A 15,191-nucleotide genomic window follows, 5' to 3' on the forward strand; every position below is an offset into this window, starting at 1 on the left:
TTGCTGTTTCCTCTGCTGAAGCAGAGCAAAGCATCGGGGTGGCTAGGCCGGGGAGGACGACGAGATTACATTCCGTGGTGCCGGCCGACCGGCCGAGCGGGGGTCGATGCCGCCGCCGGATGACCGGTCAGGCGAGCGAGCGGGCGTACGCGGCGGGCGAGGTGCCGGTGGCGGCGGTGAACTCGCGGACCAGGTGGGCCTGGTCGCTGTAGCCGAGGTCGGCGGCGAGTCGGGCCCAGTCCGGTTGCGGCCCGTCGGCGGCCTGCTCGATCGCCTCCTGCAACCGGTAGCGGCGGATCACCCACTTCGGACCGACGCCGACCCGGTCGAGGAAGAGGCGTTGCAGTCGGCGGGTGGAGAGCCCGTGCCGGCGGGCGAACTCGTCCACCCGCAGCACCGTCCGGTCGGTACGGATCTCCTCGACCAGCCGGATCACCTCGTCGGTCACCGGGTCGGCCTCGGGCGCCCAGCCGGTGAGCAGGTCGTCGAGCGCTTGGCAGCGCTCGGTGTCCGTACCGTCGCAGATGCCGCCGGTGTGGTCGGCGGCCGGCGGCCAGGACGCGGCGAGGTCGGCGAGGGGCCGGTGCCGGCCGGTCAGCTCGGCCACCGGGCGGCGCCAGAAGGGGCGGAAGCCGCCCGGCCGGAACTGCACGCCGCAGACCCGGCCGCGCCCGGTCAGGGTGACCGAGAAGAGGGCCAGCCCGACGCCGGCCACCTCGCCGACTTCCGGGGCCCCGCCGTCGCGGCGGAACACCACGTTCACCGCCGGGTGCGGTACGACGCGCTGCTCGAACGGCTCGGTCAGATCCCAGTCGATCAGCCAGTAGTGCTCCACGTACCGGCGCAGCCGTCCGGCGGGCAGGTGCCGGCGAAAGTGGACCTCGCGCAGCAACCGTCGGGGGTCGAGGATTCCCCGGTTGTCGCCGCGCGGCTGCTGTCGCATTTTTTCAAGACCACCCTCATACGCTGGCCCTATGGCCACAAAGACTAGCGAGCTGCTGGCGGCTGCGGCGCCGCGAACGGTCGCGGTGGTGCGCGGCATCGCCGACGACCAGCTCGACCTGCCGACACCCTGCCACGACTACTCGGTGCGCGACCTGCTCAACCATCTCTTCCAGGTGGTGGTCAACTTCCAGGACCTCGCCGCGAAGCGGCCGGTCGAGTGGGCGGACAAGCCGGACCATCTCGCCGACGGCTGGCGGGACCGGTTCGAGGTCGAGACCGACCGCTTGGTCGCCGCCTGGTCCGACCCGGCCAGCCTGGAGGGCATATCGACCGGCATGGGCATGCCACAGGCCACGGTGGGCGGCATGGCGCTGCTGGACCTGACCGTGCACGGTTGGGACCTGGCCACCGCCACCGGTCAGGCGTACGCTCCGGCGCCCGAGGCGACAGCCGCGTTGCACGAGCTGGTCGAGCAGCTGGGCGCGACGGCCCGGAAGATGGGCGTCTTCGCCGAGCCGGTGCCGACCGATCCGACCGTGCCCGACCTGCACCGCCTGCTCGGTGTCACCGGGCGTGACCCGGCCTGGTCCGCCGGCTGAAGGAAAAAGCGCCGGGCCGCCCGGGCTGCTTGACTCGGCTATTCGCTGAGCGAATAGTGGCAGGCGTGTCCACTCCGCACGTGCTGCTCGGGCTGCTCGCCACCGGCAGCAAGCACGGCTACGAGCTCAAGCGGGCGCACGACGAGCGGCTGCCCCGGGCCCGGCCGCTCGCCTTCGGGCAGGTCTACGCCACCCTCGGCCGGCTGCAACGCGACGGCCTGGTGGCCACCGCCGGCCACGATCGCGACGGTGGTCCCGAGCGCACCGCCTTCGCGCTGACCGGCGACGGTCGTGCGGCGCTGGATCGGTGGCTGTCCACCATCGAGCCTCCGATGCCCTACGTGACCAGCACCCTCTTCGCGAAGGTGGTGGTGGCGCTGCTGGTCGCCGACGTCGACCGGGCCCGGAGTTACCTGATCGAGCAGCGCCGGGCGCACACCGCCCGGCTGCGCGAGCTGACCGCGGTGAAGACCGACCCGTCGGCGAGCCTCGACGATCTGCTGGCGGCCGACTTCGCCGTCGCTCACCTCGACGCGGACCTGCGGTGGCTGCACACCACCCTGGACCGGGTCGCCGACTGGCACCGGGAGGTGCACTCGTGACCCAGCTCCAGGCTCGCGGCGTGGTCAAGGCGTACGGACGGACGCCCGCGCTGCGCGGTGTCACCCTCGACGTCGCCGAAGGCGAGATCGTCGCCGTCACCGGTCCGAGCGGCTGCGGCAAGTCCACCCTGCTGCACTGCATGGCCGGGATCCTGCGCCCGGACGCCGGCGAGGTGACCTGGCGCGACCAGCGGATCGACCTGCTCTCCGAGGCGGCCCGTTCCCGGCTGCGGCGCACCGATTTCGGCGTACTGTTCCAGTTCGGTCAGCTCGTCGCCGAGCTGACCGCGGCGGAGAACGTCGCGCTTCCGCTGCTTCTCGCCGGCACGGGGCGGCGAGAAGCGCGGACGGCGGCGCTGAACTGGCTGGAGTGGCTCGGCGTGGCAGACGTCGCCGACACCCGACCGGGCGAGATGTCCGGCGGACAGCAGCAACGCTGCGCCACCGCCCGGGCGCTGGTCACCGAGCCGCGGATGCTCTTCGCGGACGAGCCGACCGGCGCGCTCGACACCCTCACCGGCGAGCAGGTGCTCACCACGCTCGTCCGGCTCGCTCGGGAGCAGCGCACCTCGATCGTGCTGGTCACCCACGAGCCGCGGATCGCCGCGTACGCCGATCGGGAGGTCGTCCTCCGGGACGGGAAGATCGACCAGACCGGCCTGGGCCTGGACGTGTCGCTGGCCGGCGGCCGGCGGTGAGACCGGCGGCGCTGCTCCGGCTCGCGCTCGCCGGCACCCGCACCGACTCGGTCCGGGTGCTGCTCACCGCCCTCAGTGCCGCGCTGGCGACGCTGGCCGCGCTGGCCGCCCTCACCGTGCTGGCCATCCCCAAACCGGCGGGCGACGCCTGGGCCCAGTCGGAGCAGTACCGCAACGCGCTGCTGCGCGAGCCGGGCCTGCGCGGCGGCACCGCGTTCGCCCTGCTGCTGCTCTGCGTCCCGGTGCTGGCGCTGGCCGGGCAGTGCGCACGGCTCGGCGCCCCGGCCCGGGACCGCCGGCTCGCCGCGCTCCGGCTGGCCGGCGCCACCCCGGGCCAGGTCACCCGGCTCGCGATGCTGGAGACCGGCGTCGCCGGCCTGCTCGGGACGCTGGCCGCACTGGCCGGCTACGTCGGCGGCCGGGAGCTGTTCGACCGGCCGGACGCGCGAGGGCAGTTGGCCCTGCCCACCGACGTGCTGCCGTCGCCCGGGGCGATGGCCGCGGTGGTGCTGGGGCTGCCGCTGGTCGCCGCGCTGGCCACCGCGGTGATGCTGCGCCGGGTCACCACCAGCCCGCTGGGCGTGACCCGCAAGGCCAATCGGGAACGGGGGCCGCGCCCCTGGGCCGGCGTGCTGATCGGGATCGGCGTGCTCGCGTTCGCCGCCGGCGGGTCGATCATCCGCTACGACCGGAGCCCCGACGGCCCACCGGTCGGGACGCTGCTGGCGCTGCTGGCCGGTGGCGGGCTGACGGCCATGATCGGCGTGGTGACCGGCACCGGCTGGATCTCGCACACCACCGGTCGACTGCTGCGCCGCCACGCGCGGCAGCCCGCCGCGCTGCTCGCCGCCGGTCGGCTCACGGCCGACCCGTGGGCGGGCAGCCGGACCTTCGCCGCCCTGCTGGCCGCACTGATCTTCGGCGCCGGCGCGGCCGCCCTGCGGGCCGACTTCGCCCTGCGGGACCAGCTGACCCGGGAACAGAACCGGTTCGCCGGAGTCGACGAGGGCAGCGACCCGTTCTATCTCGCCACCATGGATCTGGTGGACCTCGCCGTGGCCGTGGCGGTGGCGATCGCCGCCACGGGGCTGCTCGTCGCCGTGGTCGAGGGCATCGTGGCCCGGCGGCGCGCGTACGCCGCGCTGGTCGCCACCGGCGTGCCGCGGGGCATCCTGGCCCGATCCATCGCCTGGCAGTCGCTGCTGCCCGCCGTCCCGTCGATCCTGCTGGCGCTCGCCGTCGGCACCTTCCTGTCCCGCGGGCTCTTCGGCGAGGTCAGCCAAGGCGGCGCGGCCTACGAGGTCTGCGACGCCAGCGCGGCGCTCTGCGAGGACCCGGCCACCCGTCCCCAGTACACCCGGATCGTGACAAGTCCGGCGGTGAGTCGGGCGCCCGAGGTGCCGTGGGAACAGCTGGCACTGCTCGGGGCCGGCGCGCTGGCCGCGGTGCTGGTCACCGTCGGAGTCGGTCTGCTCTTCCTGCGGGCCAGCACGGCGGTCGAGGAGCTTAGGACTGCCTGAACTCTGTAACACCCGCGTCCGTCGGGGCGCTGTCTGCTCCGAGGGCCCGGACGGTCGGGCCCGACGCCGGGGCCGGACGGCCTGCGGCGGCTGCGGCGGCGGGAGCTCAGCACATGCACAACCAGCCCGGCGGCGCCCCGCCGGTGTTCGTCGACCGGACCGGCCGTCGACGCCGACTGACCGTGATCGCCGGCACCGCGATGGGGCTCGGCCTGCTCACCAGCTTCGCGCTGATCCTCGCCGGCCTCTTCTTCGACCCCTCGGTGCCGCTGCCCGGCTGGTCGGACGACCGGCCGGCGCAGCCGGTCGAGGCGGGACTGGACGGACAGGGCGAGGTCGCCGACCTCCCCGGCGCGGTCCCCTCACCGATCACCCACACCTCCGCGCCGGTCCCGGCGACCTCCCCGTCGGCGGACGCGCGGACCGGCCGTCCCACCCCGGCGGCCCCGGCCGCTCGACCGAGCGGGTCCGACCGGCCCGGCCAGGGTGACGAGCGGCGCAACACGGCGAAGCCGAGCAGGCCTCCGGGCAAGCCGCAGTGACACCCCCGCGGCACGTCGCCCGGCGCGATCCCCGAGCGCACTGGCTGCTGCTCCTGCTCGGCCTGGTCCTGCTGCTCGCCACGCTCACCGTGCACGGTCTGGTGACCGGTCTCGGCGGCGGCTCGGGGCCGGCCGCAGCCGTCACCGACGGTGACCAGGGCGCGGCGGAGACGTCCGCGGCCGGTGTGCCGGAGCCGGTCGCCGCCGGCGGCCCGGTGCTCCGGCTGGACCGACCCGAGCCGGTCACCCGCACCATGCCGGACCGAACGATCGCACTCACCTTCGACGACGGCCCGGACCCGCGCTGGACGCCACAGGTGCTCGACGCGCTGCGCCGGCACCACGCACACGCCACCTTCTTCGTGGTCGGCGCCCGGGTCAACGAGCACCCCGAGCTGATCCGGCGGATCCTCGCCGAGGGGCACGAGATCGGCTCGCACACCTTCACCCACGCCGACCTCGCCAGCCAGCCGGGCTGGCGGCGCGACCTGGAGCTATCGCTGACCCGCAAGGCGATCGCCGGGGCGACCGGACGGGAGGTCACCCTGCTGCGGCCGCCCTTCTCGTCCCTGCCGTCCGAGCTGACCGGGCCCGGGTACGAGGCGCTGCGCGACGCCGCCGGCAGCGGTCACCTCGCCGTGCTCGCCGATCGGGACACCCGGGACTGGGAGCGCCCCGGGACGGCCCAGATCGTCAAGGCCGCCACCCCGCCCCGTGGGCGCGGCGCGGTGGTGCTGATGCACGACGGCGGCGGCGACCGCGACCAGACGGTGGCCGCGCTGGACCGGCTGCTGCCCGAGCTGACCGGGCAGGGATACCGGTTCACCACCGTCTCGGCGGGCATCGGCGCGCCGGAGTCGGCGCTCCCGGCGAGCACCGGCACCCGGCTGAGCGGCACCGCGCTGCGCTGGACCCAGCGCGGCGCGGGCTGGGTCGCCGGGGCGATGAACCTGCTGCTCGGAATCGCGTTGGTGCTCGGCGTCGCCCGGCTGGCGGTCCAGGTGTTCTGCGCCCAGCGGCACGTTCGCCGGGTACGCCGGAGCACCGGCCCCCGGCCCGAGGTCCGCGCCCCGGTGTCGGTGATCGTGCCGGCGTACAACGAGGCGGCGAACATCGCGGCGACCGTCCGGTCGCTGATCGCCAGCGCCTACCCGACGCTGGAGGTGATCGTGGTGGACGACGGGTCCACCGACGGCACCGCCGACATCGTCGAGCGGATGCGGCTGCGCGGGGTGCGCGTTCTCCGGCAGGCGAACGCCGGAAAGCCGGCCGCGCTGAACACCGGGATCCGAGCCGCCCGGGCGGAGCTGCTGGTGCTGGTGGACGGGGACACCGTGTTCCAGTCGGACACGGTGTACCGGCTGGTGCAGGGCTTCGCCGACCGCTCGGTGGGCGCCATCTCGGGCAACACGAAGGTGGCCAACCGCCGGCGGCTGCTCGGCCGCTGGCAGCACCTGGAGTACGTGATCGGCTTCAACCTCGACCGCCGGATGTACGACGTGCTGGAGTGCATGCCGACGATTCCCGGTGCGATCGGCGCGTTCCGCCGCGAGGCGCTGCTCGGCGTCGGAGGGGTGCCGGCGGACACCCTGGCGGAGGACACCGACCTCACCATGAAGGTGCTGCGGGCCGGCTGGCGGGTGGTGTACGAGGAGGCGGCGATCGCCTGGACCGAGGCGCCGTCGAGCCTGCGGCAGCTGTGGCGGCAGCGCTACCGCTGGTGCTACGGCACGATGCAGGCGATGTGGAAGCACCGGCACGCGCTACGCGAGTCGGGAGCGGGCGGCAAGCTCGGCCGGCGCGGGCTGCCGTACCTCATGGTTTTTCAGATCCTGCTGCCGCTGACCGCGCCGGCGGTCGACGTCTTCGCCCTCTACGGGCTGCTCTTCCTGCCCTGGTCGACGCTCGCCCTGTCCTGGTTCGGTCTGCTGCTGCTCCAGGCGCTGACCGCCGGCTACGCGCTGCGGCTCGACCGAGAGCGGTTCGGGCCGCTCTGGGCGCTGCCGCTCCAGCAGTTGGTGTACCGCCAGGTGATGTACCTGGTGGTGGTCCAGTCGGTGGTCACCGCGGTGATCGGCAACCGGCTGCGCTGGCACCGGATGGTCCGCACCGGCGAAGCCGCCGCCCTGGTCACCGCCGCCCGCGCCGGCTGACCCCGCCCTCGGGGTCCGCCGCGCGGACAGGTCGGACAGCCGTCGCTGCCCACGCGGGCTCGCCCGGAAGGCGCGGTCAGGGTTGGTGGAAGAGGCCGGCGGACCAGGCGATCAGCAGTCCGACCACGGCCGAGCAGCAGCAGACCACCAGGGCGGCGGAGAGCACGGCGAGGATCAGCAACGCCGGCCGGCGCCGGGCCGTTCCGGGCGCCGCAGCCTCCTGGTCGGACGGCCCGCCCGGCTCTTCGTCGTCCCGGTCGACCCCGGTCACCACCGTGCCCCGATCACCCGGGAAGTCTAGGCGCTCGGGCCGCCCCGCCGGGCCGACCGCCGCCACGTTCCCCCGGGCCACCGTCGCCGGCTTCCCGCCGCCCGCCCGTCGCCGGCTTCCCGCCGGACCGGTCGAGATCGTGCTGGTTCCCGGGAAGTAGTGGCCTCGATCAGTCGTCGAGGCCACTACTTCCCGGGTGTTGCGCGATCTTGTTGCGCAGTGTGCGGGCGTGCGGTCAGGCCCGGCCGAGGCGGTCGAGGATCCAGGCGTTGATGAACGCCTCCTCCCGCCAGGAGTCGTAGCGACCGCTGGGGCCGCCGTGACCGGCGCCCATCTCGGTCTTGAGCAGGTAGTCGCCCTGCGGGGCGGTGGCCCGCAGCCTCGCGATCCACTTCGCCGGCTCGTGGTAGAGCACCCGGGTGTCGTTCAGGCTGGTCACCGCGAGGATCGCCGGATAGTCCACCGCCGCCACGTTCTCGTACGGCGTGTAGGACTTCATGTACGCGTAGACCTCCGGGTCGTCGAGCGGGTTGCCCCACTCCTCCCACTCGGTGACGGTCAGCGGCAGCGACGGGTCGAGGATCGAGGTGAGCGCGTCCACGAACGGCACCTGCGCGACGATGCCGGTGAACGCGTCCGGCGCGAGGTTGGCCACCGCGCCCATCAGCAACCCGCCGGCCGACGCGCCGCGGGCCACCAGCCGGTCGCTCGCCGTCCAGCCGGCCTTGACCAGGTGTCGGGCGGTCGCCACGAAGTCGGTGAAGGTGTTCTTCTTGGCCAGCAGCTTGCCCTGGTCGTACCAGCGCCTGCCCAGCTCGCCGCCGCCCCGGGTGTGCGCCACCGCGAAGATGACGCCCCGGTCCAGCAGGGAGAGTCGGGCCACCGAGAACCAGGGATCCATGCTGGCCTCGTACGACCCGTAGCCGTAGAGCTCGCAGGGTGCGGACCCGTCCCGAGGCGTGCCGACCCGGCAGACCAGCGAGATCGGCACCCGGGTGCCGTCGTCGGCGAGCGCCCAGTCCCGGTGCTGCTCGTAGTCGGCCGGGTCGTACGGCCGCCCGTCCGGCCCGGGCAGCACCGGCTTCTGCTTGCGCAGCACCATCTGCCGGGTGACCAGGTCGTAGTCGTAGACCGAGTCCGAGGTGACCAGCGAGGAGTAGCGCAGCCGGATCTGCCCGGTCCGGTACTCCGGGTTGGCGTCCAGCCCGACGCTGTAGAGCGGCTCGGGAAAGTCGATGTCGTACGAGTCGCCGCCGCCGATCGGCAGCACCCGCAGCCCGGTCAGCCCGTTGGTCCGCAGCGAGACGACCAGGTGGTCGGCGAACGCGTCGACCGCCTCCAGCCGCGTGCCGGGGGAGTGTTCGATCAGCGGCACCCAGTCGCCCGGCGCGTCGGCGGAGGTGTAGGCCAGCGCGAAGTCCTCGGCGTCGTCGTTGTGCAGGATCAGGAAACGGTGGCCGTGGTGCTCCACCGCGTACTCGACGCCCTGCCGGCGGGGCGCGACCACGGCGGGCGGGCCGGCCGGGTTACCGGCCGGGATCACCAGCACCTCGCTGGTGATCTTGCTGTGGATGTCGATCAGGATGAACTTCTCCGAGCGGGTCAGCTCGACCCCCACCCAGAACCGCTCGTCGTCCTCCTGATGCACCACCACGTCGTCGGCCGCCGGCGAGCCGATGGTGTGCCGCCAGACCCGGTTGGGTCGCCAGGCGTCGTCGACGGTGACGTAGAAGAGCACCGAGGCGTCGGCGGACCAGGCGGTGCCGTAGAAGGTGTCGGGCACCTCGTCGGGGAGCAGCTCGCCGGTGTCGAGGTCCTTGACCCGCAGGGTGAACCGCTCGTCGCCGGAGAAGTCCGTGGAGTAGGCCAGCCAGCGGCCGTCCGGGCTGACGTCGAACGCGCCGAGGGCGAAGAAGTCGTGCCCCTCGGCCAGCAGGTTGCCGTCGAGCAGCACCTCCTCGCCGTCGAGCGGGGCGCCGTCCGCGCTGACCGGCGGCTCGGTCTCGCCGTCGCGGACCGCGCGCCGGCACTGCACGCCGTACTGCTGCCCCTCGACCGTGCGGCTGTAGTACCAGTAGCCGTCCTTGCGGGTCGGCACCGACAGGTCGGTCTCCTGGGTGCGCCGGCGGATCTCCTCGAACAGCTCCGTGCGCAGGCCGGCCAGGTGCGCCGTGCGGGCCTCGGTGTAGGCGTTCTCGGCGGTCAGGTACGCGATCGTCTCCGGGTCGTCCTTGGTGGCCAGCCAGGCGTACTCGTCGACGACGGTGTCGCCGTGGTGGGTCCGCTCGCTGGGGACCTGCTTGGCCGTGGGCGCGGAATTCTCGGTGGTCACGGCGTCACGTTACCGGCCGGCCGCCGGTCGCCGCCGGTACGCGCGGCCCGGCCGCCCGCATTCGACACCACAGCCATTCGAACACCTGTACGATGACGGGCATGGCGGCTGCAGCGAGTTCGATCGACCGGTCCGGAGCTCTGGAGATCACCCATCGGTTGACGGAGATCTGTGGTCCGCCGTTCGCCCGGTTCGCCGGCCCGGCCGACGAGGTGGCCGGCCGGGCCGCCCGCTGGGTCGCGGTCCCGGGCGGTCCGCAGGCGGCGGCCCGGGTGCTCCGGCTGGCGGCCGCGCACGACCTGACCGTGGTTCCGCGCGGCGCCGGCACGAAGATCGACTGGGGTGCAGCCCCGGAGCAGGTCGACATCATGCTCGACACCGGCCGGCTGGCCGGCATCGGGCACGAGCCGGTCGACGCGCCGACGGTCGAGGTCGGAGCCGGCACGCCGCTGCGCGCCGTCCAGGCGACCCTGGAGCGCACCGGCCAGCGGCTCGCCGTCGACGCACCCTCGCCCGGGGCGACCCTCGGCGGGGTGCTCGCCGCCGGTGAGGCCGGCCCGCTGCGCCATCGGCACGGCAGCCCCTGCGACCAACTGGTCGGCGTCCGCTACCTGACCGCCGACGGCGAGCTGGTCAGCGCGGGCGGGGGTGCGCCGGGGCTGGATCTGGCGCGGCTGCTCTGCGGGTCGCAGGGCGCGCTCGGCGTGCTGGTCTCAGCCACCCTGCGGGTGCAGCCCGTGCCGGCCAGTCGGCTCTGGGTCTCGCGTCCGGTGTGGACCCCGCTCGAGGTCAACGACCTGGTGCGGGCCATCCTCGCCGCGCGCCTCGATCCCGCCGCCGTCGAGCTTGACCTCTCGGCCAGCGCGCCGTTGCCGCGCCGGCCGGTGCGCGCCGACGACCCGGCCGCCGCGGCCCGGGCCCGCCACCCGTCGATGACCGGTCGGGCCGACGTGCCGTCCCGGGCCGGCAGCCTCGTGGTCCTGTTGGAGGGCGGCCCGGCCGACGTGGTCGAGCGGGCCGAGCGGCTGGTGTCGCTGCTCGACGGTGGGGTCACGGTCACCCACTCCCCGCCGACCTGGTGGCGGCGCTACCCGTTCGCGCCGGGCGACACCGCCCTGCGCATCGAGGTGCCGATCACCGATCTGCACGCGGCCGTCTACGCGCTGCGCGACGCGGCCGGCGCCCCGGTGCCGGTGCGCGGCTCCGCCGGGCTGGGCGTGGTGCACGCGGCCCTGCCCGGGTCGCTGCCTCCCGATCGGGTGGCCTCGATCCTGGCCGCCGTCCGGGGGGTGCTGGTGGCCCGCCGGGGCCGGTGCGTGGTGCTCTCCGCGCCCGCCGCGGTCCGCCGCGCGGTCGACCTGTGGGGCGAGCTGACCACCCTGCCCCGGCTGCGGGCGGCCAAGGAGCACCTCGACCCGCACCACCGGCTCGCCCCCGGCCGCCTACCCGGTGGCTTCTGAGTCGCCGGCCCCGTGGCCCGCCCGCCCCGGATGATCAGTCCAGCCACCACTGGTGCATGTCGGCGAGCGCCGGGGTGAAGCGGGCCAGCAGCAGGAACGCGGTGGTTCCGGCGCCGACGAGCAGGAGGATCCGCGACCGCCGGGGGATGCGGTCGGCGTCCCGGGCCACCACCGCCACGGCGTAGATCGCCATCGGCACGGTGAGCACGGCACCCGCCAGGTAGAGGACCGACACCGTGGCGTAGAGCCAGAGGAACGGGTTCGCCCCGTGCAGGCCGAAAGGAACAAGATCCTTCGGGTCGTACGCCCCGGTCAGCATCTCCGCGGGGCCGACGCCGGCGGTCAGCATCCGCCCGACGTAGAGCGCTGCGACCACGACGAAGGCGGCGATCACGGCTGCCTGGGTGACCAGGACGACGCGGGCCAGACGCGGCCGGTCGGCGGCAACATCCACAGTGGTCGACATGTCGTCAACCTACCGGTTGGCGCACCGCCGCACCGCCCGGTCAGACCGCGTCGTTGCGCAGGACCAGGATGGCGATGTCGTCGCGGGGTGCCTCGACCGAGAAGCCGATCGCGGCGGCCCGCAGCCGCGCGGCGACCACGTCGGCCGAGTAGCCGGCCAACGGCGCGGCGGCGTCACGCAGCCGCTCCGTGCCGAAGAGTTCCCGCCCACGCCGCCGCTCGGTGACCCCGTCGGTATAGAAGATCAGCGCGTCGCCCGGGCCCAGCGGCACCTCCGCCGTGGGCGTGGTGATGGTGTCGAGCAGGCCCAGCGCGGTGCCGCCGGTGCCGACGAACGCGCCACCGCCCCCGCCGCGCAGCAGCACCGGCCGGTCGTGCCCGGCCAGGTGCAGGGAGACGTCCAGCCGGTCGCCGTCGCCCGGCCCCACCGCCGCCATGGCCAGCGTGCAGTATCGGCCGCCACCCCGCTCGACCAGCGTCTCGTTGAGCCGGGTGAGCACCTCGGGCAGCGGCTTGCCGTCGCCGACCAGCACCCGGATCACGTCGCGCACCAGCCCGGTGACCGCCGCCGCCTGCACCCCCTTGCCGGAGACGTCGCCGATCACCACCAGCCACCGCCCGTCGGGCAGCGGCAACACGTCGTAGAAGTCGCCGCCGACGTCGGCGTCGTCACCGGTCGGCACGTACTCGGCGGCGAAGCCGATCCCGTCGACCACCGGCAGCACCGGGGGCAGCAGCGACTGCTGGAGCGTCTGTGCCACCCGGCGGCGCTCGGCGTGGATGCGGGCGTTCTCGATCGCCAGCGCGGCCCGCCGGGCCACGTCCTCGAGCACGGCGACCTCGTCCGGGTCGTGCCGGTGCCGCTGGTGCCGCCCGACGGCCAGGGTGCCGAGCCGCTGGCCCCGGGCGATCAGCGGCACCGCGAAACCCTCCATCGGCCCGCCGAGCGGGACCTGCGCCGCGTTGCGGGACGCCTCGCGCAGCCGGGCCTGGATGGAATCCGGGCCGGTCTCCTGGAGCACCTTGTGCAGCTGCGGCAGGACCGACTCGTCGGCGTGACTGGAGGCCGCGAGCCGGAGCCGGCCCCACTCGTCGGTGGTGTGCACCGCGCACCACTGCCCGAGCCGGGGCACCACGAGCTGCGGGATCAGCGCCATGGTCAGCTCGACGTCGAGCGACTGGGCGAGCAGTTCGCTCGCCTCGGCCAGGAAGGTCAGCCAGGCCTGGCGCCGGACGTCCGTCCGCCGCAGCCGGTCGTTCTCGAGGTGCAGCGAGAGCCGTTCGGCCGCCAGCACGGCGAGCGGCCGGGCGTACGCGGACGGCGCCGCGTCCAGCTCCAGCTCGCCGGCGTACGGGCGGTGCACGCTCAGCTTCACCCGGAGCAGCTCGTTGCCGTCGCGGGGCTGGCGGCCGTAGCGGGCCAGCACCTGCGAGCCCGGTCCGTCGCCCCGGTCCAGCCGGATCACCCCACCGGCCGCGCCGACCATCTCGGCGACCCGGGTGAGCAGGCCGGTGGCGAAATCGGGCAGCGGGTCGTCCGCGTACGGATCGGGGCTGATCTGCATCAGCTCGCTCATCGCGCCGGCGCTCGGCGCGTCGCTGGACACCGCGCCGGGTCCGTCGCCCCCGGCACCGCCGTGCCCACACCGGGCACCGGCGGCGGCGCCCGCTGAGGCCGGGCCGGCGTCCGGTCGGTCCAGCCGGAACCAGACGCCCTTCCCCGTGGGCAGGTAGGTGGTGCCCCAGCGGCTGGAGAAGTGGTCGACCAGGAGCAGCCCGCGACCCCGCTCGGCGACCTCGGTGATCTCGGTGGTGTCGTTGCGCACCCCGACGGTCAGCTCCTCGACGGGGCCGGAGGCGAAGTCGGAGACCGTGACGGTCAGCCCGACATCGTCAGCGGCGACCTCGATGTCCAGTTCGGTGCCCGCGTGTTCCACGGCGTTGGTGGTGAGTTCCGTGGTGAGCAGCAGGGCCTCGTTGAGCAGTTCGTCCAGGTCCGCCTCGGCGAGAACCGAGCGGACCAGGGCGCGCGCCGCGGCGGGCGTACGCCGGTCGGCGGGAAGGCGGACGCGCCGGACGTGCCCGTCCGGGCCCCCGGCCGCCGCGGGCCTCGCCTCCGCCGACACCCTCGTATCCTCCATCGCCACCCCGGCAGGTGCCAAGCCGATCCCCGCCTCCGGTCGCCACCGCACGGGCTGTCGGGCGTGGCGAGAGGTCGCGCGAGCTGGCATCGGCGCGATCCCAGGCACAATATGGGGTGGCCGGCGTGTCGGCAGCGTCGGTGCCCCCGAGCTGAGACGAGGAATGATGACCACGGCGAAGCAGTCGGTGGCGGATCCGTCCGCGACCGACCACGAGGCGCTCCTCGGTGAGTTGACCGAGGCGCTGCGGCGGGTGGGTCGCGGCGACCTCAAGGTACGGCTGCCCCGGCGCGCGGGGGCGGCCGGGGAGGTCGCGGACGCCTTCAACGAGGTCGTCTCGCTCCAGGAGCGGCAGTACCTCGACCTGCGGCGGATCAGCCGGATCGTCGGCCGGGACGGTCGGCTCACCGAGCGCCTGGACGACGAGGGCCTGGACGGCTCCTGGGCCGAGGGGCAGCGGGCGATCAACTCGCTCATCGACGACCTGGGCCGGCCGACCACCGAGATCGCCCGGGTCATCGTGGCGGTCGCCGACGGCGATCTCTCCCAGCAGATGGCGTTGGAGATCGACGGGCGACCGCTGCGCGGTGAGTACCTGCGCATCGGGCGCACCGTGAACACGATGGTCGACCAGCTGTCGTCCTTCGCCGACGAGGTGACGCGGGTGGCCCGGGAGGTGGGCACCGAGGGCAAGTTGGGCGGCCAGGCCGACGTCCGGGGCGTCGCCGGCACCTGGAAGGACCTCACCGACTCGGTGAACACCATGGCGTCGAACCTGACCGGCCAGGTGCGGTCGATCTCGCAGGTGGCGACCGCGGTGGCCAAGGGCGATCTGTCGCAGAAGATCACTGTCAGCGCGCGCGGCGAGGTCGCCGAGCTGGCCGACACGATGAACTCGCTCACCGACACGCTGCGGCTCTTCGCCGAGCAGGTGACCCGGGTGGCCCGCGAGGTGGGCACCGAGGGCAAGCTGGGCGGCCAGGCCGAGGTGCCGAACGTCGCCGGCACCTGGAAGGACCTGACCGACAACGTCAACTCGATGGCGTCGAACCTGACCAGTCAGGTGCGTAACATCGCGCAGGTCTCCACGGCGGTGGCCCGGGGTGACCTGTCGCAGAAGATCACGGTGGCCGCGCAGGGCGAGATCCTGGAGCTGAAGGACACCGTCAACACGATGGTCGACCAGCTGTCGTCGTTCGCCGACGAGGTGACCCGGGTGGCCCGTGAGGTGGGCATCGAGGGCAAGTTGGGCGGCCAGGCCCAGGTGCGCGGGGTCTCCGGCACCTGGCGGGACCTCACCGAGAACGTCAACCAGCTCGCCGGCAACCTGACCAGTCAGGTGCGCAACATCTCCCAGGTCTCCACGGCGGTCGCCAAGGGTGACCTGTCGCAGAAGATCACGGTCGACGCGCAGGGCGAGATCCTGGAGCTGAAGTCGACGGTGAACACGATGGTCGACCAGC

General features: G+C 74.0%; 13 protein-coding genes. 8 read left to right on the top strand and 5 right to left on the bottom strand.

Features of this window, described 5'->3' with window-relative positions:
• Window positions 1-127: 127 nt before the first annotated feature.
• Window positions 128-943 carry an AraC family transcriptional regulator gene (locus AB0C04_RS02425; RefSeq protein ID WP_357047132.1) on the bottom strand — a complete coding sequence of 272 codons (816 nt, stop codon included), beginning with the start codon at window positions 941-943 and terminating at the stop codon, window positions 128-130.
• Window positions 944-974: 31 nt separating this feature from the next.
• Here AB0C04_RS02425 and AB0C04_RS02430 point away from each other — a divergent pair, with 31 nt between their 5' ends.
• The 6 genes from AB0C04_RS02430 (at window position 975) to AB0C04_RS02455 (ending at window position 7,059) form a co-directional block, all read left to right on the top strand.
• Window positions 975-1,544: a TIGR03086 family metal-binding protein gene (locus AB0C04_RS02430; RefSeq protein WP_357047134.1), complete on the top strand. Its 570-nt coding sequence runs from the start codon at window positions 975-977 to the stop codon at window positions 1,542-1,544.
• Between the two features lie 65 nt (window positions 1,545-1,609).
• Window positions 1,610-2,146: a PadR family transcriptional regulator gene (locus AB0C04_RS02435; RefSeq protein WP_357047136.1), complete on the top strand. Its 537-nt coding sequence runs from the start codon at window positions 1,610-1,612 to the stop codon at window positions 2,144-2,146.
• Window positions 2,143-2,844, top strand: a complete 702-nt coding sequence (locus AB0C04_RS02440; protein WP_357047138.1) for an ABC transporter ATP-binding protein — start codon at window positions 2,143-2,145, stop codon at window positions 2,842-2,844. Before AB0C04_RS02435 ends, AB0C04_RS02440 begins: the two co-directional genes overlap by 4 nt.
• On the top strand, window positions 2,841-4,364 hold the full coding sequence (locus AB0C04_RS02445) for an ABC transporter permease (protein ID WP_357047141.1): 1,524 nt from the start codon (window positions 2,841-2,843) through the stop codon (window positions 4,362-4,364). Before AB0C04_RS02440 ends, AB0C04_RS02445 begins: the two co-directional genes overlap by 4 nt.
• Window positions 4,365-4,477: 113 nt before the next feature.
• Complete coding sequence (locus AB0C04_RS02450) at window positions 4,478-4,906, top strand: hypothetical protein (RefSeq protein WP_357047143.1); 429 nt, start codon at window positions 4,478-4,480, stop codon at window positions 4,904-4,906.
• Entirely contained in the window at window positions 4,903-7,059 is a 2,157-nt protein-coding gene (locus AB0C04_RS02455) for a bifunctional polysaccharide deacetylase/glycosyltransferase family 2 protein (RefSeq protein ID WP_357047145.1), read from the top strand. Before AB0C04_RS02450 ends, AB0C04_RS02455 begins: the two co-directional genes overlap by 4 nt.
• 76 nt (window positions 7,060-7,135) lie before the next feature.
• On the opposite strand, the gene AB0C04_RS02460 is transcribed toward AB0C04_RS02455, so the two are convergent.
• Both AB0C04_RS02460 and AB0C04_RS02465 read right to left on the bottom strand, forming a co-directional pair.
• On the bottom strand, window positions 7,136-7,411 hold the full coding sequence (locus AB0C04_RS02460) for a hypothetical protein (RefSeq protein WP_357047147.1): 276 nt from the start codon (window positions 7,409-7,411) through the stop codon (window positions 7,136-7,138).
• Between the two features lie 154 nt (window positions 7,412-7,565).
• Window positions 7,566-9,662: a S9 family peptidase gene (locus tag AB0C04_RS02465; RefSeq protein WP_357047149.1), complete on the bottom strand. Its 2,097-nt coding sequence runs from the start codon at window positions 9,660-9,662 to the stop codon at window positions 7,566-7,568.
• A gap of 101 nt (window positions 9,663-9,763) precedes the next feature.
• Between AB0C04_RS02465 and AB0C04_RS02470 the strand changes: the two genes are divergently transcribed.
• A complete protein-coding gene (locus AB0C04_RS02470; protein ID WP_357047151.1) occupies window positions 9,764-11,122 on the top strand; it encodes an FAD-binding oxidoreductase in 1,359 nt (452 codons plus the stop codon).
• Between the two features lie 34 nt (window positions 11,123-11,156).
• Here AB0C04_RS02470 and AB0C04_RS02475 read toward each other — a convergent pair whose 3' ends face one another.
• Window positions 11,157-11,588, bottom strand: coding sequence for a hypothetical protein (locus tag AB0C04_RS02475; protein ID WP_357047153.1), 432 nt, complete (start codon window positions 11,586-11,588; stop codon window positions 11,157-11,159).
• Window positions 11,589-11,628: 40 nt separating this feature from the next.
• Window positions 11,629-13,728: a SpoIIE family protein phosphatase gene (locus tag AB0C04_RS02480; protein WP_357047155.1), complete on the bottom strand. Its 2,100-nt coding sequence runs from the start codon at window positions 13,726-13,728 to the stop codon at window positions 11,629-11,631.
• A gap of 166 nt (window positions 13,729-13,894) precedes the next feature.
• Between AB0C04_RS02480 and AB0C04_RS02485 the strand changes: the two genes are divergently transcribed.
• Window positions 13,895-15,191: HAMP domain-containing protein (locus AB0C04_RS02485; RefSeq protein WP_357047157.1), on the top strand; the 1,297-nt coding region annotated here is incomplete at its 3' end.

This window comes from Micromonospora sp. NPDC048909, from assembly GCF_040649635.1.
GTDB lineage: Bacteria > Actinomycetota > Actinomycetes > Mycobacteriales > Micromonosporaceae > Micromonospora.